This window comes from Rhodococcus sp. JVH1, from assembly GCF_000280725.2.
In the GTDB taxonomy this organism is placed as follows: domain Bacteria; phylum Actinomycetota; class Actinomycetes; order Mycobacteriales; family Mycobacteriaceae; genus Rhodococcus_F; species Rhodococcus_F jostii_A.
This window is the reverse complement of record NZ_CP166289.1, coordinates 7,555,000-7,575,459: the sequence shown is the minus strand read 5'-3', so window position 1 is coordinate 7,575,459 and position 20,460 is coordinate 7,555,000. Positions and strand designations below refer to the sequence as shown.

General features: G+C 65.2%; 19 protein-coding genes. 16 read left to right on the top strand and 3 right to left on the bottom strand.

What is annotated here, in order from left to right; all coding sequences use genetic code 11:
* The first annotated feature begins 191 nt into the window (after positions 1 to 191).
* Entirely contained in the window at positions 192 to 1,202 is a 1,011-nt protein-coding gene (locus JVH1_RS35675; RefSeq protein WP_009472921.1) for an NAD(P)-dependent alcohol dehydrogenase, read from the top strand.
* Positions 1,203 to 1,271: 69 nt separating this feature from the next.
* Positions 1,272 to 1,649 carry an ANTAR domain-containing protein gene (locus JVH1_RS35670; RefSeq protein WP_009472922.1) on the top strand — a complete coding sequence of 126 codons (378 nt, stop codon included), beginning with the start codon at positions 1,272 to 1,274 and terminating at the stop codon, positions 1,647 to 1,649.
* A gap of 86 nt (positions 1,650 to 1,735) precedes the next feature.
* On the opposite strand, the gene JVH1_RS35665 is transcribed toward JVH1_RS35670, so the two are convergent.
* Entirely contained in the window at positions 1,736 to 2,341 is a 606-nt protein-coding gene (locus JVH1_RS35665; protein ID WP_009472923.1) for a TetR/AcrR family transcriptional regulator, read from the bottom strand.
* A gap of 456 nt (positions 2,342 to 2,797) precedes the next feature.
* Between JVH1_RS35665 and JVH1_RS35660 the strand changes: the two genes are divergently transcribed.
* From JVH1_RS35660 to JVH1_RS35650, 3 genes are all read left to right on the top strand, one after another.
* Complete coding sequence (locus JVH1_RS35660; protein ID WP_009472925.1) at positions 2,798 to 3,250, top strand: SDR family oxidoreductase; 453 nt, start codon at positions 2,798 to 2,800, stop codon at positions 3,248 to 3,250.
* Positions 3,251 to 3,608: 358 nt separating this feature from the next.
* Positions 3,609 to 4,559 (top strand): metal-dependent hydrolase, encoded by a 951-nt coding sequence (locus JVH1_RS35655; protein WP_009472926.1) that lies wholly within the window; start codon positions 3,609 to 3,611, stop codon positions 4,557 to 4,559.
* Positions 4,559 to 5,719, top strand: coding sequence for a hypothetical protein (locus tag JVH1_RS35650; RefSeq protein ID WP_009472927.1), 1,161 nt, complete (start codon positions 4,559 to 4,561; stop codon positions 5,717 to 5,719). Before JVH1_RS35655 ends, JVH1_RS35650 begins: the two co-directional genes overlap by 1 nt.
* Before the next feature lie 90 nt (positions 5,720 to 5,809).
* On the opposite strand, the gene JVH1_RS35645 is transcribed toward JVH1_RS35650, so the two are convergent.
* Both JVH1_RS35645 and JVH1_RS35640 read right to left on the bottom strand, forming a co-directional pair.
* A complete protein-coding gene (locus JVH1_RS35645; protein WP_009472928.1) occupies positions 5,810 to 7,267 on the bottom strand; it encodes a catalase in 1,458 nt (485 codons plus the stop codon).
* Positions 7,268 to 7,380: 113 nt separating this feature from the next.
* A complete protein-coding gene (locus JVH1_RS35640; protein WP_009472929.1) occupies positions 7,381 to 9,009 on the bottom strand; it encodes a sigma-54-dependent Fis family transcriptional regulator in 1,629 nt (542 codons plus the stop codon).
* Between the two features lie 358 nt (positions 9,010 to 9,367).
* Between JVH1_RS35640 and JVH1_RS35635 the strand changes: the two genes are divergently transcribed.
* From JVH1_RS35635 to JVH1_RS35585, 11 genes are all read left to right on the top strand, one after another.
* On the top strand, positions 9,368 to 11,002 hold the full coding sequence (locus tag JVH1_RS35635; RefSeq protein ID WP_009472931.1) for a methane monooxygenase: 1,635 nt from the start codon (positions 9,368 to 9,370) through the stop codon (positions 11,000 to 11,002).
* A gap of 84 nt (positions 11,003 to 11,086) precedes the next feature.
* Complete coding sequence (locus tag JVH1_RS35630) at positions 11,087 to 12,130, top strand: FAD-binding oxidoreductase (RefSeq protein ID WP_009472932.1); 1,044 nt, start codon at positions 11,087 to 11,089, stop codon at positions 12,128 to 12,130.
* A 51-nt stretch (positions 12,131 to 12,181) separates the two neighbouring features.
* On the top strand, positions 12,182 to 13,288 hold the full coding sequence (locus JVH1_RS35625) for an aromatic/alkene monooxygenase hydroxylase subunit beta (RefSeq protein WP_009472933.1): 1,107 nt from the start codon (positions 12,182 to 12,184) through the stop codon (positions 13,286 to 13,288).
* The gene (gene mimD / locus JVH1_RS35620; RefSeq protein WP_009472934.1) at positions 13,285 to 13,626 is read left to right on the top strand and encodes a propane 2-monooxygenase effector subunit MimD; all 342 of its coding nucleotides are present in this window, start codon (positions 13,285 to 13,287) and stop codon (positions 13,624 to 13,626) included. The genes JVH1_RS35625 and mimD overlap by 4 nt, the downstream gene beginning before the upstream one ends.
* 79 nt (positions 13,627 to 13,705) lie before the next feature.
* A complete protein-coding gene (locus JVH1_RS35615) occupies positions 13,706 to 14,752 on the top strand; it encodes an amidohydrolase family protein (RefSeq protein WP_009472935.1) in 1,047 nt (348 codons plus the stop codon).
* On the top strand, positions 14,749 to 15,492 hold the full coding sequence (locus tag JVH1_RS35610) for an iron-sulfur cluster assembly protein (RefSeq protein WP_009472936.1): 744 nt from the start codon (positions 14,749 to 14,751) through the stop codon (positions 15,490 to 15,492). Before JVH1_RS35615 ends, JVH1_RS35610 begins: the two co-directional genes overlap by 4 nt.
* The gene (locus JVH1_RS35605; RefSeq protein WP_009472937.1) at positions 15,489 to 16,514 is read left to right on the top strand and encodes an NAD(P)-dependent alcohol dehydrogenase; all 1,026 of its coding nucleotides are present in this window, start codon (positions 15,489 to 15,491) and stop codon (positions 16,512 to 16,514) included. The genes JVH1_RS35610 and JVH1_RS35605 overlap by 4 nt, the downstream gene beginning before the upstream one ends.
* A 46-nt stretch (positions 16,515 to 16,560) precedes the next feature.
* Positions 16,561 to 18,210 carry a chaperonin GroEL gene (gene groL / locus JVH1_RS35600; protein WP_009472938.1) on the top strand — a complete coding sequence of 550 codons (1,650 nt, stop codon included), beginning with the start codon at positions 16,561 to 16,563 and terminating at the stop codon, positions 18,208 to 18,210.
* 98 nt (positions 18,211 to 18,308) lie between these two features.
* Positions 18,309 to 18,635 carry a putative quinol monooxygenase gene (locus JVH1_RS35595; RefSeq protein ID WP_009472939.1) on the top strand — a complete coding sequence of 109 codons (327 nt, stop codon included), beginning with the start codon at positions 18,309 to 18,311 and terminating at the stop codon, positions 18,633 to 18,635.
* 50 nt (positions 18,636 to 18,685) lie between these two features.
* A complete protein-coding gene (locus JVH1_RS35590; RefSeq protein WP_009472940.1) occupies positions 18,686 to 20,053 on the top strand; it encodes an FAD-binding oxidoreductase in 1,368 nt (455 codons plus the stop codon).
* Positions 20,050 to 20,370: a hypothetical protein gene (locus JVH1_RS35585; RefSeq protein ID WP_009472941.1), complete on the top strand. Its 321-nt coding sequence runs from the start codon at positions 20,050 to 20,052 to the stop codon at positions 20,368 to 20,370. The genes JVH1_RS35590 and JVH1_RS35585 overlap by 4 nt, the downstream gene beginning before the upstream one ends.
* Positions 20,371 to 20,460: the final 90 nt, after the last annotated feature.

Genomic DNA, 20,460 nt, shown 5'->3' with positions numbered 1-20,460 from the left:
GCAGGGGCAGCCGGATATACCGACGCCACTACAGTCCCGCGGATCGCCATGCGCGAAAACACACCCTAGGTGTGTGGTGTGGACACCCTGCACCGCCCGCGCGACCCCACGACGAAGATGCCGGAGAACTATGCTTGGCCGTGAGCTTGTTCGAGGCGCGACGACCTGGAACGCCCCCGAGGAGGTCCGCGATGAAGGCGATCATCCACACTCGGTTCGGCGGTCCCGAAGTACTCGAACTCGCGCAAGTCCCGAAGCCGACACCCAAGGACGGCGAAGTCCTGGTGAAAGTCCACGCGACAACGGTGACAACAGCCGAATGCAAGATGCGCCGCGGCGAGCCTTTGTGGGGCCGGTTGATCCTCGGCCTGCGAAGGCCACGGAGGAAACTGCGGACCCTGGGCCTGGAACTTGCCGGAGAGATCGAGGCCGTCGGCAAGGACGTCCGCCGGTTCCGGCCGGGCGATCAGGTATTCGGGTTCACCGGTTTCGACATCGGCGCCTACGCCGAGTACAAGTGCCTACCGGAAACCGCCTCGCTCGCACTCAAGCCGGTCAACAAGACCTACGAGGAGGCCGTCGCCGCCGTCGACGGTGCCACAACCGCACTGTTCTTCCTTCGGGACAAGGCGAAGGTGCGAACCGGACAGAAGGTTCTCGTCAACGGCGCCTCCGGCAGCGTCGGCACCTACGCAGTGCAACTCGCCAAGTCGTTCGGCGCGGAGGTCACCGGAGTGTGCGGTCCGCACAACACGGAGTTGGTGAAGTCCCTGGGCGCCGACAAGGTCATCGATTACACCACCGAGGATTTCACCGACAACGCCGAGGAATACGACGTCGTCTTCGACGCCGTCGGCAGGAATTCGTTCGCTCGGTGCAAGGGCTCGCTCACCGAGCACGGGTGCTACGTTCCCACATCCGGGCTGAACAACAACCTGCTGCAACTCTGGACCTCGATCCGAGGCGGAAGGAAAGTCGTCACCGGTATGTCCATCCGCAAGAACGACGCATTGGCGTACATCAAGCAGCTCATCGAAGCGGGCAAACTGCGGATCGTCATCGACCGCAGCTATCCCCTGGAACGAATCGTCGAGGCGCATCGGTATGTCGATACCGGACACAAGAGTGGCAACGTCGTCATCACCGTGGCGCAGACGGGCCGCCCCGGGGATCGGGTTCCAACCACCCGCATGCCCACATGACCCACTCGGGTACGCGCGTTTACGAGATCGCGACCTGGGGGAATCTCGTACACAAAAGGACGGTGCCAGATGTTGAAATCCGAGAACCCGAACCCCGTGCGACCCACCCGAAGCTTCCTGGACCGGCGCCGCGGGCCCTCCGACCGTGAACTGTTGACCACCGCGAAGGCGGTGCTGATCACCAGCCGGGGCTACAGCGATGCGCAGGCGTTCGACGAACTGCTCGACGTGGCACGACGGCACCACCTCTCTGTGCAGGGTGCCGCCCGGTGCCTGATCGACCTCACCAGCAACACCCGGCACCTCACCAGTCGCCGTCCGGGCACGTTCCCCGAGTGGGAAGGACTCCGCGGACAGCCTCCTTCGGGGCCCCACCGGCCTTCGCAGCGCATGGCCAGCCTGCACGGGCGAAACCATCCCCACCTCGCGACGCAGATACGCCCGTGACCTGCGCGGTCCGTCGGCTGTCGGCGCGCCGGGGTCGTCGCAGCGGCTGCGTACCCATACTCCTGCGGCAGATCGCCGCCCGGTCTCTAGGCTGGATTGCGCGGGACGGCGACCGTTGACCCCACCCACCGTCGCAGGTACGCACGCAGTTCGTCCTGGCTCCGCGGCGGGTTTCCGGGCGAGATGAAGAACGACTGCATCGTCCGCAGCTGATATTCGACGAGCTCACGCAGGGCGGGCTCGTCGTAGCCGTGCCGCTCCCAGTCGACGTCGAAGCGTCTGATCATCGTCATTCCGAAGGTGAGGGCCTCGTCGGACGTGATCCCCTCGGTGTGGGAATGAGAACCGGACAGCATGATGCCGAGCTGCGGAATGCGGGGCGCTTCGTTGAGTGTGTAGATCACGGCCTCGACCACAGCTTCAGCGGGGTCTTCGATACCCACGAGGTGTTCTGTGAGGCGGTCGAGGAATCCGGCGACGGCGGCGATGGCTGCGGCTCGTAGGAGGGCGTCGGTGCTGGGAAAGTATCGGTACACCGTCTGACGGATGACGCCAAGGGATTCCGCAACGTCGGCGATGCTGATCGCCGTATCTTTCCGACTGATGAGTTCGACTGCGGCGGTGACGATTCGCCGGGACGCTTCCTCGTCACTTCCAGGCGGACTACCACCCCACCCACGCCTGCCAGCCACTGTCTTTCCCTACCTCTCACAACGCGCCGCTGGGCCCGAACGGCATGCAAGGGCTGTCGGCGCACCGCCCCACCGGACTCAGAGGTTACCGCGAACGCTTGGCCCTCCACCCCGAAGCCCTATTTCGCGGACGCTCTCCAGGGATTCGCCGAATTCCGGGTGCGCGATGTTGAGCCGGACCACCACCGCTTCCACCGGCGTGGACTACGGACCCGGGGTTGTCGCTGATGGTCCGGGACCCGAGCGCGACGCCCGAGCTGCAGCTCGACGCCACTCGAGCTCGTGCCGATGAAGTCCGGAAACTCGCGCTGGCCTTCCTCTCGCGGTCCTACCCTGGTACGCGAGAGACGGAAGGCGGATGAGTGCTGCTGCTGCAGAACCGCACCACGATCGTCCACGGGCAGTGGCGCCATCGGCTCCGCGGTCGCGCGGGCGTAGGCGCGGGAAGGCGCTGAGGTGCACCTCACCGGACGCACGCGCGCCACGCTCGAGGATGTCGCCCACCGCATCAGGGACGAGGGCGGGATTGCGCACGTTGCTGTTCTCGATGCGATGGACCGGGACGCGGTTGAACGGCATGCCGCGGCGGTGGCGGACCAGAGCGGCGGCATCGACGTCTGCTTCAACGCCACCTTCAACGACGACATCCAAGGCACGCCGCTCGTCGACATGCGGGTCGGCGACGTCATGCAGCCAGTCGCCAAGGCGGTCACGACGAGCTTCACCGTGGCCACGGCCGCTGCGCGCCACATGGTGGGACGCGGCACCGGCGTCATCCTCGTCATGGCCGGCGGACGGGAGGCTATCCCGAACCTCGGTGGCTCCCACGTCGCGTGGGCCGCACTCGCCGGACTGTGCCGACAGCGAACGCGGCTGTCTTCGCCGCGTCCGACTGGGCCACGACGATGACCGCGTCCGAGATCAACCTCACCGGCGGCACTGTCGTCGACTGACCCGGGCCTGGAGGCGGGACGAACGCCCTCCTCCTTCCGGGTTCGGTGGCAACCGAACTGTGAGTACCGACAGCGCCAGGTCTCCGGAACAGGCGCGGGACCGCATCGCGATCGGTGACCGGCACCCCATCGTTGATGGAGCCGCGACCGAGGCTCGTTGGCATGCGCAAAACCGAATTGTTCAGATCGGTAACCCGTTGCTTGGGAAACTTAATCATACAAACCCATCGATGTGTGTATGTTGTTAAACGCTCGGGTCTCTACCTGCCCAGAGGCTGCAGCCCACTCATGTCGCACGAGACGAGGTATCCCACATGACCGACCTGCACCCCAGAAAGATGGATTTCGCGTTCGACGAACAGGACGTCCCGTTCCTCTGGAACCCCGACAACCCGGCCTGGTCGAACATGTCGAATGCGATCTCGTTCCTGGCCGTCGGCTTCGAGAAGATGATCGTCAAGGCGATCATGCAGGCAAAACCACGGATGACCGACCCCGAGGTCGCAGAAGAGGCCATGGCGTTCATGCGTCAGGAGGGTCACCACTCGACCGCGCATCGCCAGCACGTCAAAGCCCTGATCAAGCGATACCCGGGGCTCCAGAACACCCTGGACGCCGTGATCGGCGAGTACGACCTCCTCACCGAGGCGACGACCCTGAACTACCGACTCGCCTACACCGCGGATCTGGAGGCAACCTTCACGCCGGTGTTCAAACTGATGCTCGACAACGACGCGACCCTCTTCCGACCGGGAGACGACCGCGTCGCGTCCCTGTTCATCTGGCATTTCGTCGAAGAGGTCGAACACCGGAGTTCCGCGATGATCATCTTCAATTCCCTTGTCGGGGAAGAGCTGTACCGGATGCGGATGGCGCCGTCGATCTTCGCACATGTGATGAAGGTGATGCGGATCGCCTGCGCCGGCTTCAATCAGCACGTGCCGATCAGGGAGCGGAAGGTCGATTCGATGTCGATGTTCGCCACGCACCGCACGAAGCAGAAACTGCTCACGTCGTTCGCGCCCTACCTGAGCAAAGGCGTCATGCCGCGTGCGTTCGACGACCTCCCGCGCGGTGAACAGCTCACCGCACTGGCCGGCATCGTCCGTAGTCAGATGCCGAAACACGACCCCACCCACGAAAAGCTGCCCGCGCTCGCCGACGAGTGGTTCGCCCGATACGACGCAGGCTACGACTGCACCCGGTGGTACACCGCGGACTCACGCGAACGCCGGACCGATCCCGTCCCGGCGGTGGTCAACTGATGGCCGACCTCTGCTCACCCACCTTCGACCAACTCTCGGCAGCGCTCGGCTTCTCGTGCGCCGAGGCCGGCGGGCTCGTCGAGGTCCGTAGCCCGTCGGCGCTGGAGAACTGGACCCTGCCGGTTCTCGAGCTCACCATCGTGGTCGGGTCGGTGCTCGCGCTCGTATTCGCGATCCTGCGCTGGCGCCGCAACGGCGATCCGACCAACCTGGTGCTCTGGTTCGGCGCCACGGCGTACCTGTTCGTCATCGAGCCACCGCTGTACTTCCCGGCGGCCTTCGGGATCGAAGAGCACGTGGACACGATGTTCGCGCACAACGTGTTCACCGTGGACTTCCTGTGGGGCCGGTTGCCGCTGTACATCATCGCGATCTATCCGCTGATGGCCACGCTTGCCTTCGAGCTCGTCCGGATGCTCGGCGTCTTCCGGAAGTACGGCGCACTCGTCGGCGCAATCTGCGTCGGCTTCGTGCACCACGCGTTCTACGAGATCTTCGACCACCTCGGACCGCAGCTGAGGTGGTGGGAATGGTCGACCACCAACCCGGTCAACCAGCCCATGTTCGACTCGGTCCCACTGCCGAGCGTGGTGGTGTTCGCGGCCCTGTGGCCCATGTCGCTGGCCCTGTGCGTTCAGTTCTTCGTGGGCCGCTACGCCGACCGGGGCCGGGACTTCACCGGACTCGAACTGGTGTGGCGCACGATCGTGATCGGTCTCCTGGCGTCGGCGGGCACGTTCATCCTCCCAATCCCGGCGACGGTCCTCGGAATGGAGAGCACCACGGTCCGGGGAATTCTCTACGCGGCCGAACTGATCGTCATCGTGCTCGTCGCGATCCCGATCCTGGTCCGGCAGTGGTCGCGGCTTCGACGGGGGACGTCCGACGTTCCGATCTATTCGAACGATTTCGTCCGTGTCTACAGTGTGGTGTACCTCGGCGTGATGGGCATTCTGTGGGTGACCGCGTTGCCCAGCTACTTCGGCGCCGTCGACGGCGTCACAAGCAACGGCGATCCCATCGGAAATCTCTGGTACACCATCGCCTGCTTCGCGATTGCGATTCTGTGCGTCGCCGCCACCTTCACGGTGCCGCGGGGCCCCGCTGACGGACGCGGCCCGGTCTCCGGTGAGGGTGCGGTGCCGAACGCGGTCCGATAGGCGCGACGACTTGAGCGACTGCGTGGCCGGTGCGACCCCGCCCGTGATCTGGCGGTGATGCGCGCAGATCACGGGCTGGGATGTCGCGAACTACAAGGCGCCGAGCGCTTCACAGGCCTTTCGCACGCCTTCGCCGTAGGCGGAGTCAGCTCGAGTGCAGTTGGCGATGTGGCGCTCGATGATTGCAGCCGACGCTCCGGTGATGGCACGGGCGGTGTTCTCGAACAGCGCTGTCTGCTGTTCGGCAGTCATGCTGCGGAAGAGGTTGCCGGGCTGTTCGAAGTAGTTGTCGTCGTCTGCGCGGTAGTCGAACCGGTCGGCGACCACACCGACTTCGAGTGGCGGTTCGGCGTAGCTCTGCTGGTCGGCGAATCGGCCGTGTGAGTTGGGTTCGATGCTCGGGACGCTGCCCTGGTTGCCGTCGACCCGCATGACGCCGTCACGGTGGAACGAATTGACGTGGGTTGCCCCTCTGGGACTGTTGACCGGGATCTGGTGGTGGTTGACGCCGAGACGGTAGCGGGCAGCGTCGCCGTAGGAGAACAGCCGGCCTTGCAGCATGCGGTCCGGTGAGAACCCGATGCCGGGGACGATGTTCGCCGGGGAGAAGGCCGCCTGCTCGACGTCGGCGTGGTAATTCTCCGGGTTGCGGTCGAGTTCGAGTTCCCCGACCTCGATGAGCGGATAGTCCTTCTTGGACCACACCTTGGTGAGGTCGAAGGGATGATAGCGGTAGGTCTGGGCGTCGGCTTCCGGCATGATCTGCACGAAAAGGGTCCACTTCGGGTAATTGCCCTCCTCGATTGCATTGAAGAGATCGCGCTGCGCCGACTCGCGATCGCCGGCGACGACGACGGCGGCCTCTTCGTCGGTGAGGTTCTTGATGCCCTGCTGAGTGCGGAAGTGGAACTTCACCCAGGAGCGTTCCCCGGCGTCGTTGACGAACGAGAAGGTGTGTGATCCGAAACCGTGCATGTGCCGGTAGCCGTCGGGGATACCGCGGTCGGACATCACGATGGTGATCTGGTGCAGCGCCTCCGGGAGGTTGGTCCAGAAGTCCCAGTTGTTCTCCGCCGAGCGGAGGTTGGTCTTCGGATCGCGCTTGACCGCGTGGTTGAGGTCGGGGAACTTGAGGGGGTCGCGGAAGAAGAAGACAGGGGTGTTGTTGCCGACGACGTCCCAGTTGCCTTGCTCGGTGTAGAAGCGGACGGCGAATCCGCGGATGTCGCGTTCGGCGTCGGCGGCGCCGCGCTCGCCGGCGACCGTGGAGAAACGCAGGAATACTGCGGTCTGCTTGCCGATCTCCGAGAATACGGCGGCGTTGGTGTGTGCGGTGATGTCGTGGGTGACGCGGAAGGTGCCGAACGCGGCCGAACCTTTGGCGTGCATGCGGCGTTCGGGGATGACTTCGCGGTCGAAGTGCGCGAGTTTCTCGAGAAGCCAGACGTCTTGCAGGAGCATCGGACCGCGTGCGCCGGCGGTGAGGCTGTTCTGGTTGTCGGGTACCGGCGCACCGGCGACTGTGGTGAGTCCGTTCGGGTTGGTCATCGATTTCTCCTGTCTGACACCCGAGTCTGGGCGGGTGAATGTGGTTCGGCGAGAGCATCCCTCGCGGGAGAGCGCAGCGATGTCTCAATCTGACATTCCCGCGGTACGGTCGGTCAGAGCACGATGCCGAATTCGCGGATCTTGCGGTAGATCGTCGCTCGGGACATGCCGATGGCGGTGGCGGCGGCCGTCTTGTCGCCGGCATGAAGCGCGAGCGCGTCCACGATCGCGTCCCTCTCGAGCGCCTGCATCCTGGTCAATGTTCGGCGTGTGGTGGAACGGCATGCGGGAGGCAGCGTGTCGATTTCGACGACACCGGCCCGTTGCCGCCGGTAAGTGTCCTCGAGAACCTTCTTCAGCTGGGTGACGTTTCCGCGCCACGCCAGACGCGCGAGCTGATTCGAGGCGGCTGGAGCCAGGGTGAGGCCGGTGGCCCCCAGGGTGTCGAGGAGGCTGCGCACAAGATCCGGAATGTCGTCCAGGTGGTGCCGTAGGGGTGGCACCGTGACCGACTTGGGGAACATGCGCAGCAGTGGAGTGGTGTCGGTCGAGTCCTGGGGATACCGGGTGAGCACCACCCACGGTCTGCGAGGTGGCTCCTGCGCCTCGGGGCCCTGCAGTAGGTCCGCGAGCGCGGCGAGATGAGCGTCGTTCAGGGCGTGTGCGTGCAGTATCGCCAGGTCGGATCCGCTGTCGAGTTCGTCGGAGGCCTCGGTGAGGAGATCGTCGCCGAGTGCGGTGGCGTCGAGTACGGCGAGTCCGCGGTCCGGTACGAGTTGGTGCGCCGCTCGGATCAGGGCGGTCTTGCCGACGCCGGGTTCTCCGTCGAGGACGAGCCAGTCCTGTCGCCGGCAGGCGACGACGACCGCCTGAACCGTGTGCCGCCAGAGCGGGCTGGCTCCGGCGATCGCGGGCGGAATCGGCGCGTTCGCATTCAAAGTGGAAAGACGCCGCGAAGCAAGCTGTTTCGTGATCCGGACGATTCCCCCGGTCAGCCGGCTGCCGGTGAATGTCGGCTCGTAACTCAGGCGTGCGACCGTTCCACTGGGCAGATCGGTGAGGATCGTGACCGGTGTCGTTTCGCCGCCGATGTCTCGGGTACGTTCGAGAATCGCCATCTGGTCTGGTGAGTCGAATTGTTGCTGGGCCAGCGAGTTCATCATCACGACCTCGTCACCGACAGCGACGACGGGTCGGCCGGAGTGCCGGCATGCGGACCGGTACGCACTGAAGAGCGCCCGGTCCGGTTCGGTGGCGTCGTCGAGAATCCGCTCGCGAAGGCGGGCTGCGGCGAGTGTGGCGAAGGACAGCAGCAGGGTGTTGGAATTCTGCGCGGCGGTGGTCAGGTCCACGACACCGAGAACCGCCCCGGTGATGGGGTGCGTCACCGGCGCTCCCGCGCAGGAGAAGGACCGCAGCGGACCACTGAAATGCTGGTCTCCGTCCACGAGGAGTGGCCGGCCGACCTCGAGCGCGGTGCCGATTCCGTTGGTGCCGACCTGGGTTTCCGAGTAGCGAAAGCCCGGGGCGAGGTCGACTCGGTCGAGTGCGGTGAACAAGGCGCTGTCGCCACCGGTGCGGGAGAGCACGATGCCGTTCGCATCGGTGAGAATCAATGATACCGGCTCGTTTTCGATGTAGGCGGTCACGTCGGGCAGTACGGATCGGGCGGCGCGCTCGAGCACCGTGTCGGTGGCCACGCGCTCGACGTACGCGGCGGCGGGCCGGTCGTCGTCACCCAACGCCTGCCGAGATCGCGACCAGGACACCCGGAGCCAATTGCTCAGACGAAGGCAGTCCGATCCCGCAGGCGAACTCGAGGGCGGAGCCAACTCGGAGTCCGAGTTCGAATTCCGCGTCGTGCGGTGGTGTGACGTGCTGATGGGGTGTGGGGTCACTCGCTCTGGTCTCCTGTGTCGGCTGATCGAGGGCGTGAGGGTCTGCCGCGGCGCGGGGCAAGTGTAGGCAGCCACCGCCCACCCGGAAGTGACCTGCGTCTCACACTGAGACGAATGAGAGCTAGATCACGGGGTTCAATCAATTTCCACAACGTCCCCCCACAGCCGGCACCCGGCCGGCTCACGATCCAGGAGGCGCACATTGAGTAGGCAAAGCCTGACAAAGGCCCACGCGAAGATCACCGAACTGTCATGGGATCCGACATTCGCAACCCCGGCCACCCGGTTCGGCACCGACTACACCTTCGAGAAGGCTCCGAAGAAGGATCCTCTCAAGCAGATCATGCGGTCCTACTTCCCGATGGAGGAAGAGAAGGACAACCGCGTGTACGGCGCCATGGACGGTGCCATCCGCGGCAACATGTTCCGGCAGGTGCAGCAGCGGTGGCTCGAGTGGCAGAAGCTGTTCCTGTCGATCATTCCGTTCCCGGAGATCTCGGCCGCCCGAGCGATGCCGATGGCCATCGACGCCGTCCCCAACCCGGAAATCCACAACGGGCTGGCGGTGCAGATGATCGACGAGGTTCGTCACTCGACGATCCAGATGAACCTCAAGAAGCTGTACATGAACAACTACATCGATCCCGCCGGGTTCGACATCACCGAGAAGGCGTTCTCGAACAACTACGCGGGCACCATCGGCCGGCAGTTCGGCGAAGGGTTCATCACCGGTGACGCAATCACTGCCGCGAACATCTACCTGACCGTGGTCGCCGAGACCGCGTTCACCAACACCCTGTTCGTCGCGATGCCCGACGAGGCCGCCGCCAACGGTGACTACCTGCTGCCGACGGTGTTCCACTCGGTGCAATCCGACGAGTCCCGGCACATCTCCAACGGCTATTCGATCCTGCTGATGGCGCTCGCCGACGAGCGCAACCGGCCGCTGCTCGAACGGGATCTGCGGTACGCATGGTGGAACAACCACTGTGTCGTCGACGCCGCGATCGGCACCTTCATCGAGTACGGCACGAAGGACCGCCGCAAGGACCGCGAAAGTTACGCCGAGATGTGGCGGCGGTGGATCTACGACGACTACTACCGCAGCTACCTCATCCCGCTCGAGAAGTACGGCCTGACGATCCCGCACGACCTGGTCGAGGAGTCGTGGAAACGGATCACCGAGAAGGGCTACGTCCACGAGGTGGCCCGGTTCTTCGCCACCGGCTGGCCGGTGAACTACTGGCGGATCGACACGATGACCGACAAGGACTTCGAATGGTTCGAGCACAAGTACCCCGGCTGGTACTCGAAGTACGGCAAGTGGTGGGAGGAGTACAACCGCCTCGCCTACCCCGGCCGTAACAAGCCGATCGCGTTCGAGGAGGTCGGGTACCAGTACCCGCACCGGTGCTGGACCTGCATGGTGCCGGCCCTGATCCGCGAGGACATGGTCGTGGAGAAGGTCGACGACCAGTGGCGGACCTACTGCTCGGAGACTTGCTACTGGACCGACGCGGTCGCGTTCCGCAGCGAGTACGAGGGCCGGGATACCCCGAACATGGGGCGTCTCACCGGATTCCGGGAGTGGGAGACCCTCCATCACGGCAAGGATCTCGCTGACATCGTGCAGGATCTCGGTTACGTGCGCGACGACGGTAAGACCCTCATCGGTCAGCCGCACCTCCATCTGGACGACCCGAAGAAGATGTGGACTCTGGACGACGTACGAGGCAACACCTTCCAGAGTCCGAACGTGCTGCTGAACCAGATGTCCGAAGCCGAACGCAACGCGCACATCGCCGCGTACCGCGCCGGCGGCACAGTTCCGGCCTGATTCAAGGCCCGGTGGGTGGCGCCGCGGCCACTCCGGCGCCACCCACCGCTTCACCATTCACTTCACGAGCCCAGGAGAACCCCCGTGGCCGACAAGCACGTAATCAACTTCGAGCCCGTCGACATCGAGATGGAAGTCGGCGAAGACGAGTACATCCTCGATGCCGCATTCCGACAAGGCATCCACCTGATGCACGGCTGCCGTGAGGGACGCTGCTCGGCCTGCAAATCCTTTGTCCTCGACGGCGACATCCAGATGGAGAACTACTCGACATTTGCGTGCAACGACGCCGAGGTCGACGAGGGGCACGTGCTGCTGTGCCGCTCAACCGCATACAGCGACTGCACGATCGAACTGCTCAATTTCGACGAGGACGAACTTCTGGGCGGTGTCCCCATCCAAGATGTGCGCACCCAGGTGACCGGGATCGAGTCGATGACCAAGGACATCGTGTCGCTGCGACTGGCGCCCGTCGAACCCGCTGGGTACGAATTCAAACCTGGTCAATACTCCGACCTGCACATCCCGGGAACCGACGAGCATCGGTCCTTCTCCATGGCGACAACCCAATCGACGCCGGGGCACGTCGAATTCCTCATCAAGAAGTACCCCGGCGGCAAGTTCGCCGGCCTGCTCGAGGACGGGATATCGGTAGGTGACGAGATCGCCCTGACCGGTCCGTACGGGTCGTTCACCATCAAGGAAGGCCACGTTCTGCCAATGGTCTTCATCGGCGGCGGCGCGGGGATGGCTCCGCTGCTGTCGTTGCTGCGGCACATGAGCGAGACGGGCAACACCCGGCAGGTGCACTTCTACTACGGTGCCCGCACCCCGCAGGACCTGTTCTACCTCGACGAGATCCTCGAACTCGGACAGGGACTGAAGGATTTCAGTTTCGTGGCCTGCCTGTCCGAATCGATGGACCCACCGCCGGTGGGTGCGATCACCGTCGAGGACGGCAATGTCACCGACGTCGTCAGCTGCAGCGAACCCGAGCTCGGGCGGGCCGAGGTGTACCTGTGCGGGCCGCCGCCGATGGTCGACGCCGCCCTGGAACTGCTCGAGGCGAAGGGCACCCCGCACGACCAGATCTTCTACGACAAGTTCACCAGCCCCGCCTTCGAGTAGACGTCCCTCGGAAACCACCTTCCTGCTTCACCGACAGAACTGAGAAACGAGATGACCGCAACCTCCGAGTCCAAGCAACGCAGCTTTCCGAAGATCGAGTTCACCGACTCCGAAGCCGGTGCGCTGGAGTTCCCCAGCTCCCGCAGCCGCTCGTTCAGCTACTACACACCGGCCAAGAAGCGGTCGACGATGTACGAGGACGTGACCGTCGACGTGCAGCCCGACCCCGACCGTCACCTCTCGCAGGGCTGGATCTACGGCTTCGGTGACGGACCCGGCGGTTACCCACAGGAGTGGACGGCCGCGAAGTCGTCGAATTGGCACGCCTTCCTCGACCCGAACGAGGAGTGGGACCAGACCATCTTCCGCAACAACTCCAAGGTGGTCCATCAGGTCGAGTTGTGCCTGTCCAACGCCAAGCGTGCCCGAGTTTACGACGCCTGGAACACCCCGTGGCTGACGTTCATCTCCCGCAACCTGGGGGCCTGGATGCACGCCGAGAACGGGTTGGCGCTGCATGTGTTCACCTCGATCCAGCGGTCCTGCCCGACGAACATGATCAACACCGCCGTCGCGGTGAACGCCGCCCACAAGATGCGCTTCGCCCAGGACTTGGCCCTGTTCAACCTCGACCTGTCCGAGGCCACCGAGGACTTCGACGGTCTCGCCCACAAGGAGGTCTGGCAGTCCGCACCCGAGTGGCAGCCCACCCGCGAGGTCGTCGAGCGGCTCACCGCGGTTCCGGACTGGTGTGAGCTGCTGTTCGCCTCGAACATCGTCTTCGAGCAGCTGGTCGGCACCCTGTTCCGCAGCGAATTGGTCATGCAGATCGCCGCCGGTAACGGTGACTACATCACCCCCACCATCGTCGGCACCGGCGAACACGACTACGACCGCGACCTCGCCTACACCCGCAACCTGTTCCGGTTGCTCACCCGAGACCCCGAGCACGGGGAGACGAACAAGGAGCTGTTCGGCACCTGGCTCTCGATCTGGGTGCCACGGTGCCTCGACGCCGCCCGGGCACTGCAGCCGATCTGGTCACAGCCGGCCGACAAGGCGATCACCTTCGCCACCAGTTTCGACGCCGCCACCGACAAGTTCCGTTCCCTGCTCGAGGACCTCGGGCTCGACATCCCCAAGGAGTTGGACAAGTGAGCATGCAATTCGGATCGTCCACCGAGTTCTCCAACATGTGTGGCGTGACCTTGATGAACACCCCCATCGGCCGTGTCGTCGCGGAAGTGATGGGCGCCAAGGACGGTGTCGAGCTGACCGAGTACCCGTCGATGATCCGCGTCGACGGCCAGAAGCTGCTCGACTTCGACTACGAGGAACTCACCGACGCCCTCGGCCAGGAATTCGACGGCTCCATCTTCGAGGAGATCAGCTCCACCCACTACGGGCGCATGGTCCACCTCGACGAGAAGACCCTGCTGTTCGCCAGCCCCGAGGACGCCGCCGAGTACATCGGATTCGACCTCACAGCGCAGTAGATCGCAGCTGTCCGGGGCCACACAGGGTGGCCCCGGACACCCCCAGCCCACCCGAAAACCAGGACCAAGCGAGGACCCGATGTATCAGAAGGACGGTCAGAAATACTTCATCGTGGACGCGCATGTAGCCCTCTGGGACGCCCGCGAGTCGAACCAGAAGAACGTGCACGGCAAGCAGTTCATCGACTGCTTCTACGACTACCACAAGAACCTCAGCCCCGAAGAGGTCGTGTGGGACTACGACACCTACACGTACTACGGCGGTGACCGTCTGATGCAGGACCTGTTCGTGGACGGATACGTCGACCACGCGATCTTCCAGCCGGCGTTGCTGAGCGAGTTCTACCGCAACGGATTCGGGCAGACCGAGGAAGCGTTCGCCCTCACTCGGAAGCACCCCGACAAGCTCACCTACAACCACGCCTACGACCCTCGTTACGAGGAGGCCGGGCTCGAGCAACTGCGCAGGGACGCGGCTCGGATGAACCTGCAGGGCGTCAAACTCTACACCGCCGAGTGGCACGGCGACTCCCGCGGCTACAAGCTCGACGACCCGTGGTCGCGGCGCTACCTCGAAGAGTGCATCGAGCTGGGCATCAAGAACATTCACATCCACAAGGGCCCCACGATCCGCCCCCTGGACCGCGACGCCTTCGACGTGGCGGACGTCGACAAGGTCGCGACCGACTACCTGGACCTGCGGTTCGTCGTCGAGCACGTCGGCCTGCCGCGGCTCGAGGACTTCTGCTGGATCGCGACCCAGGAGTCGAACGTCTACGGCGGCCTCGCGGTTGCCCTTCCGTTCATCCACACCCGGCCCCGCTACTTCGCCCAGATCATCGGCGAGCTCCTCTACTGGATCGGTGAGGACAAGATCCTGTTCAGCAGCGACTACGCGCTGTGGACCCCGAGGTGGCTGATCGAGCAGTTCGTCGACTTTCAGATCCCCGAGGACATGCTGACCGACTACGCCCCGATCACCGTCGAGCAGAAGAAGAAGATCCTCGGCCTCAACGCGGCAGCGCTGTACGACATCGATGTTCCCGCGGACCTGCAGCTGCCCGAGCCGGCCGGGCAGGAAGGTGTCGAGGTTGCGGCAGGAGCGAGGGAGGTCGTGTCATCATGACCACCCTTGCCGTCGGCGCGGAGGAGGACATCCTCGCGGCGCTCGCGACGGTCACCGACCCGGAGCTCGACGAGCCGATCACCGATCTCGGTTTCGTCCGGTCGGTGATGCTCGACGACGACGGGGTGACCGTGCACCTGCGGCTGCCTACCGCGTTCTGCTCGCCGAACTTCGCCTACCTCATGGCCTCCGACGCCCTCGACGCCCTGCGTCTGGTCGAGGACATCGGCGAGGTGCGGGTGCTGCTCGACGACCACCACGACAGCGACAAGATCAACACCGGTCTCGCGGCGGACGCCGGATACGTCGGGACGTTCGGCTCCGAGGCGGAGGAGAGTCTGCACGAGTTGCGCCGAACGTTCCGGTCCAAGGCACACGCCGCGGCGATGGAGCGGTGTGTCGAGGCGCACCTGAAGACCACCGATGTGGGTGTGAACGAGATCTACCGGCTCACCCTCAGCGACCTCGCCCCCGGGAAGGCCAAGGCCGCGCTGCTGCGTCGCCGGATCGGTATCGGGTTGAGCATCTGCCCCGCCAGTCGGGTGTTCGTCGACGACGACGGGAAGCGCATCGCCCCGGAATCGGTGCCGATGCGGCTGCGCTTCGCCAAGTCGGTGCGCATCTCGATGGAAGGCAACGCGCATTTCTGCCGCGGCCTGCTCGCCACCCGCTACGCCGACGGCGAATCCGTCGGCGCCACACCGCGAATCACCAATCTCAGAACCAGGAGCCCGCGATGAAGGCCGTGCAAGTGGTGGGATACCACACCAAACTGCAGCTCACCGACATTCCCGAACCCACGATCGACGGCCCGCTCGATGTCATCGTGCGCATCGGCGGCGCGGGTGTGTGCCGCACCGACCTGCACATCCTCGAAGGGCAGTGGGAGGCGAAGTCCGGTGTCGCGCTGCCGTACACGATCGGCCACGAGAACGCCGGCTGGGTCCACGCCGTGGGTGACGCTGTCACCAACGTGACGGTCGGCGACAAGGTGATTCTGCACCCGCTCATCACATGCGGACTGTGCCGGGCGTGCCGATTCGGAGACGACGTCCACTGCCAGAACAGCACATTCCCCGGCATCGACGTCAACGGCGGGTACGCCGAATATCTGCGCACCACCGCCCGCAGCGTGGTCCGGATCGACGACTCGCTCGAACCGGCCGACGTCGCCGCCCTCGCCGACGCGGGCCTGACGGCGTACCACGCCGTTGCCAAGGTCGCGAAGACGACTCGGCCCGGAGACGTGTGCGTCGTGATCGGGGCCGGCGGGCTCGGTCACATCGGCATCCAGGTCCTGAAGGCGATCTCCGGCGTCACCGTGGTCGTGCTCGACCGCAACCCCGCGGCCGTCGAACTCGCCGTGAAGATCGGCGCCGACCACGGCATCGTCGCCGACGGCACCCACATCCAGCAGGTGCTCGACCTGACCGGCGGTCACGGCGCCGAGGCCGTCGTCGACTTCGTCGGCGAGGGCGGTGCGACTGCAGAAGGGATCGCGATGCTGCGCCGCGCCGGGAACTACTACGTCGTCGGGTACGGCGAGAACATCGACGTCCCGACGATCGATGTGATCTCCACCGAGATCAACTTCATCGGAAATCTCGTCGGCTCCTACAACGACCTCCAGGAGCTCATGACCCTTGCCGCCCAGGGCAAGGTCACCCTGCACACCACCCGGTACCGGCTCGAGGACTTCCAGCAAGCACTCGACGATCTCGATGCCGGCCGGGTGCGCGGCCGGGCGATTCTCGTCCCGTAGCACATCGCATCCCCCGCTCGAGTACGCACGAAAGGAAACATCAGCCATGGCAAAAGAGCTGCGGTACAACACGGACGCCCGGGCACGACTCGAGCACGGCGTCAACGCCCTCGCCGACGCGGTCAAGGTGACCCTCGGCCCCAAGGGGCGCAACGCGGTGCTCGAAAAGCTCACCGGACCACCGACGATCACCAACGACGGCGTGACCATCGCCCGCGAGATCCAGCTCCGCGAACCCTTCGCCAACATGGGCGCCCAGCTGGTCAAGGAAGTGGCGATGAAGACCAATGGTGTGGTCGGCGACGGCACCACCACCGCAACCGTGCTCGCCCAGGCTATGGTCCGAGAGGGGCTGCGGTCCGTCGATGCCGGCTCCAACCCCATGCGGGTGCGCCGCGGCATCGAACGGGCCGTGTCCGTGGTCGTCGACTCCCTCCACGAACAGGCCTCCCAGATCGGGGGGCAGAGCGATCTGCAACGGATCGCGACCCTCGCCGCCAGCGACGACGAGGTGATCGGGCACGCCATCTCGAAGGCCGTCGACTACGTCGGCAAGTCCGGGGTCGTCACCACCGAGGAGAGCGACACCCTCGGGCTGTCGGTCGACATCGTCGACGGCATCGAGTTCGATCACGGCTACATCTCCGGCTACATGGTCACCGACCCGGAGCGGATGGAAGCGGTGCACACCAATCCGCTGATCCTGCTGACCAACAAGAAGATCACCCAGGTCCAAGACATCATGCCGAGCATCGAGGTGGCCAAGCGCGCCGACCGGCCCCTGGTGGTGCTTGCCGAGGAAGTCGACGGGCCGGCCCTGCAACTACTCGTCGGCGGCAACATGCACAAGACGATGCAGTCGGTGGTCGTCCGGGCCCCCGGTTTCGGACACCGCCGGGTCGCCGAGCTCGAAGACCTCGCGGTGGCACTGGGTGGGCACGTGATCGCCAAGGACACCGGCATCGAACTGTCCGAAATCAGTGTCGAACATCTCGGTTCGTGTGACCGCATCACCGTCACCGAGAACGAGACCACGATCGTCGGCGGGCACGGGGACCAGCGCCTGCTCGACGCCCGCATCGCCCAGCTCGAGTCCCAGCACGAGCGCGCCAAGATCGAGGCGGACCAGGAAAGCCTCGAACTGCGCATCGCCCGGCTCACCGGTCGAGTTGCCGTCATCCGCGTCGGCGGCGCGACCAGCGTCGAGCTCAAGGAGCGGATGTTGCGCGTCGAGGACGCTCTGGCCGCCACTCGCGCCGCGGTGGAGGCGGGGATCGTCTCCGGTGGTGGTACCGCGCTGGCGCAGTCGCATCGGGCGTTGGCCGATCTCGACCTGACCGGCGACGAGGCCATCGGGTGTGACGTCGTGCGCCGCGCCCTCGCCGAACCGCTGCGCTGGATCGCGATCAACGCCGGGTTCGACGGCGACGAGGTCGTCGAGGTGGTCGCCGGTTTGCCGCTCGGGCACGGGTTCAACGCACTCACCGGTGAATACGGGGACATGTTCGACGACGGGGTGATCGATCCGTTCAAGGTCACCCGCGCCGCACTCGAGAGCGCGGCCTCGATCGCGGCACTTCTGATCACCACCGAGACCGCTGTCGTGGAAGAGGTGCTGGGCAATCCCGGCGCCATCATGGCACCCGGTTTCGGCGATCTCGCCGAGGGCATGGTCCGCCCGTCGAACATCTACTAGAGCAAGCCCGTGGGTCACCGCCTCGACGGTCCTGCGAGGCGGTGACCCACTCCCCCGTTCCGGCGGCGAGGCATTCGTCCGAAAGAAAGTGAGTCATCGTGATTTTCATCGTCGTGAAGTTCAATGTCCTCGACAAGTACCGGAACGATTGGTTACTCGTCACCAAGGAGTTCACCGACGCGACCCGATCCGAGCCGGGCAATCTCTGGTTCGAATGGCATCGCAGCGCAGACGATCCCGCCGAGTTCGTGCTGATCGAGGCGTTCCGGGACGGGCAGGCCGGCTCCGACCACGTCGCTGCCGACCACTTCCGGAAGGGATTGGACGCGATGCGCCCGGCACTGAGCGAGACACCGCGCATCCTCCACACCGAACTACCCGGCACCGACTGGTCCCGCATGGGCGAACTGGAGATCAACCGGTAACCCGGTGCGGTGCACAACCTGACGGAATACAAGATTATGGAAGGACAAGCATGACCGTGGTGACGACAGGCCCCGTCGCGGGTCTGCTCGCGGCACTGGGCGATGCCGTGGTGACCGACAGCGACACCATGATCGCCTACACCCGCGACCAGTCGTTGCTCTCCCCCTCCGGACATCCGATCGCGGTGGTCCGCGCCCGGACCACCGATCACGTCGTGACAACCCTGAAAACCGCCCACCGGTACGGCATTCCGGTCGTCACGAGAGGGGCGGGCACCGGTCTCGCCGGCGGGGCCAACGCGATCGACGGCTGCATCGTGCTCAGCACCGAGAAACTCGACCGCATCCTCACCATCGACCAACAGTCCCGCACCGCCACGGTCGAGCCGGGAGTGATCAACGGTGACCTCGCCGCCGCGGCCGCGGAGCGCGGACTCTGGTACGTCCCCGACCCCGGCAGTCGCGCCGTCTCCACGATCGGGGGAAACCTCGCGACCAATGCCGGCGGAGCATGCTGCGCGAAATACGGGGTCACCGGCGACCACGTCGCCCGGATCAAGGCGGTGCTCGCCGACGGCCGGATCATCCACACCGGTGCCGCCACTCGCAAGAATGTCGCCGGATTGAACCTGACCCAACTGCTCGTGGGGTCCGAGGGCACGCTGGCCGTCATCGTGGAGGCGACCATGCGGCTGCGTCGACCACCGGCACGCACGGCCACCGTCGTCGCCGCCTTCGCCGAGCCCGTCCAGGCGGTCGACGCGGTGATGGCGATTCAGGAAGTGGCCGACCCGAGCCTGGTGGAACTCATGGACCGCACCACCGTCTCGGCCGTCAACGACATGACCCACATGGGTCTCGACCAGACGGCCGGCGCGCTGCTGTTGATCCAATGCGACGGCGACGCGGCCGAGCAGGAGGCCCGGCGCAGCGCGGACGCGTGCCGTGCCGCGGCCACCGAGCTGTACGTGAGCGCCGACCCCGCCGAAGGTCACGCCCTCATGCAGGCCCGCAGTGTGGCGCTGACCGCCCTCGAACGCCGCGGCAGCACTCTGCTCGACGACCTGGCCGTGCCCGTGCCCCGGCTACCGCACATGCTCGACGCGATTACCCGCATCGCCGACCACCACCACCTCCTCATCGGCACCTTCGGGCACGCTGCCGACGGCAACCTCCACCCCACGATCGTGTTCGACGCCGCAGATCCGGACGCCACCGAACGGGCCCACCAGGCCTTCGACGAGATGGTGGCGGGATGCTTGGCGCTGGGCGGATCCATCACGGGCGAGCACGGCGTCGGCGACCTCAAACGCCGCTACCTCGAACCCATGATCGGCTCGGTGGAGAGGTCCCTGATGGCAGAAGTCAAGGCAGCGTTCGACCCCACCGGAATTCTCAATCCGGGGCGTGCGATATGACACCCACGAAACCACATGTCCGATCGAAGCGGGACGACGACCTCGTCCTGGAGTTCGGCAATCGGTGGGCAGTGTTCGGCGGCGGCAGCGCCGAAGACATCTTCGTCACGTTCGGGTGGACCGAGGCGCGGTACTTCGAACGCCTGAAGGTCCTGGCCGGGCGCCGTTTCCCGCCCCTCGACGACACCCTCCGGCACCGTCTTCTCGCCGTGTGCGCCGAGCGGCTACAGCGAATCGCTCATCCCCGTTCCCCTGCGTCGAAAGGCCACGTCGATGACAGTGCATCCCGGCCGACGCCGCGGCCCTCTCCGCACTGATCCCGGTCCTCCACCACCCCGTCTCATATTGAGACCCGTCTCACATCGAGACGACGTACCCTCAACTACGTGAGAGGCGGAGAATCGGGG

Coding starts and splice junctions, on each gene's coding strand:
- JVH1_RS35675 (WP_009472921.1), top strand. CDS start 192: ATGAAGGCGATCATCCACACTCGGTTCGGCGGTCCCGAAGTACTCGAA.
- JVH1_RS35670 (WP_009472922.1), top strand. CDS start 1,272: ATGTTGAAATCCGAGAACCCGAACCCCGTGCGACCCACCCGAAGCTTC.
- JVH1_RS35655 (WP_009472926.1), top strand. CDS start 3,609: ATGACCGACCTGCACCCCAGAAAGATGGATTTCGCGTTCGACGAACAG.
- JVH1_RS35650 (WP_009472927.1), top strand. CDS start 4,559: ATGGCCGACCTCTGCTCACCCACCTTCGACCAACTCTCGGCAGCGCTC.
- JVH1_RS35645 (WP_009472928.1), bottom strand. CDS start 7,267: ATGACCAACCCGAACGGACTCACCACAGTCGCCGGTGCGCCGGTACCC.
- JVH1_RS35625 (WP_009472933.1), top strand. CDS start 12,182: ATGACCGCAACCTCCGAGTCCAAGCAACGCAGCTTTCCGAAGATCGAG.
- JVH1_RS35615 (WP_009472935.1), top strand. CDS start 13,706: ATGTATCAGAAGGACGGTCAGAAATACTTCATCGTGGACGCGCATGTA.
- JVH1_RS35610 (WP_009472936.1), top strand. CDS start 14,749: ATGACCACCCTTGCCGTCGGCGCGGAGGAGGACATCCTCGCGGCGCTC.
- JVH1_RS35605 (WP_009472937.1), top strand. CDS start 15,489: ATGAAGGCCGTGCAAGTGGTGGGATACCACACCAAACTGCAGCTCACC.
- groL (WP_009472938.1), top strand. CDS start 16,561: ATGGCAAAAGAGCTGCGGTACAACACGGACGCCCGGGCACGACTCGAG.
- JVH1_RS35590 (WP_009472940.1), top strand. CDS start 18,686: ATGACCGTGGTGACGACAGGCCCCGTCGCGGGTCTGCTCGCGGCACTG.
- JVH1_RS35585 (WP_009472941.1), top strand. CDS start 20,050: ATGACACCCACGAAACCACATGTCCGATCGAAGCGGGACGACGACCTC.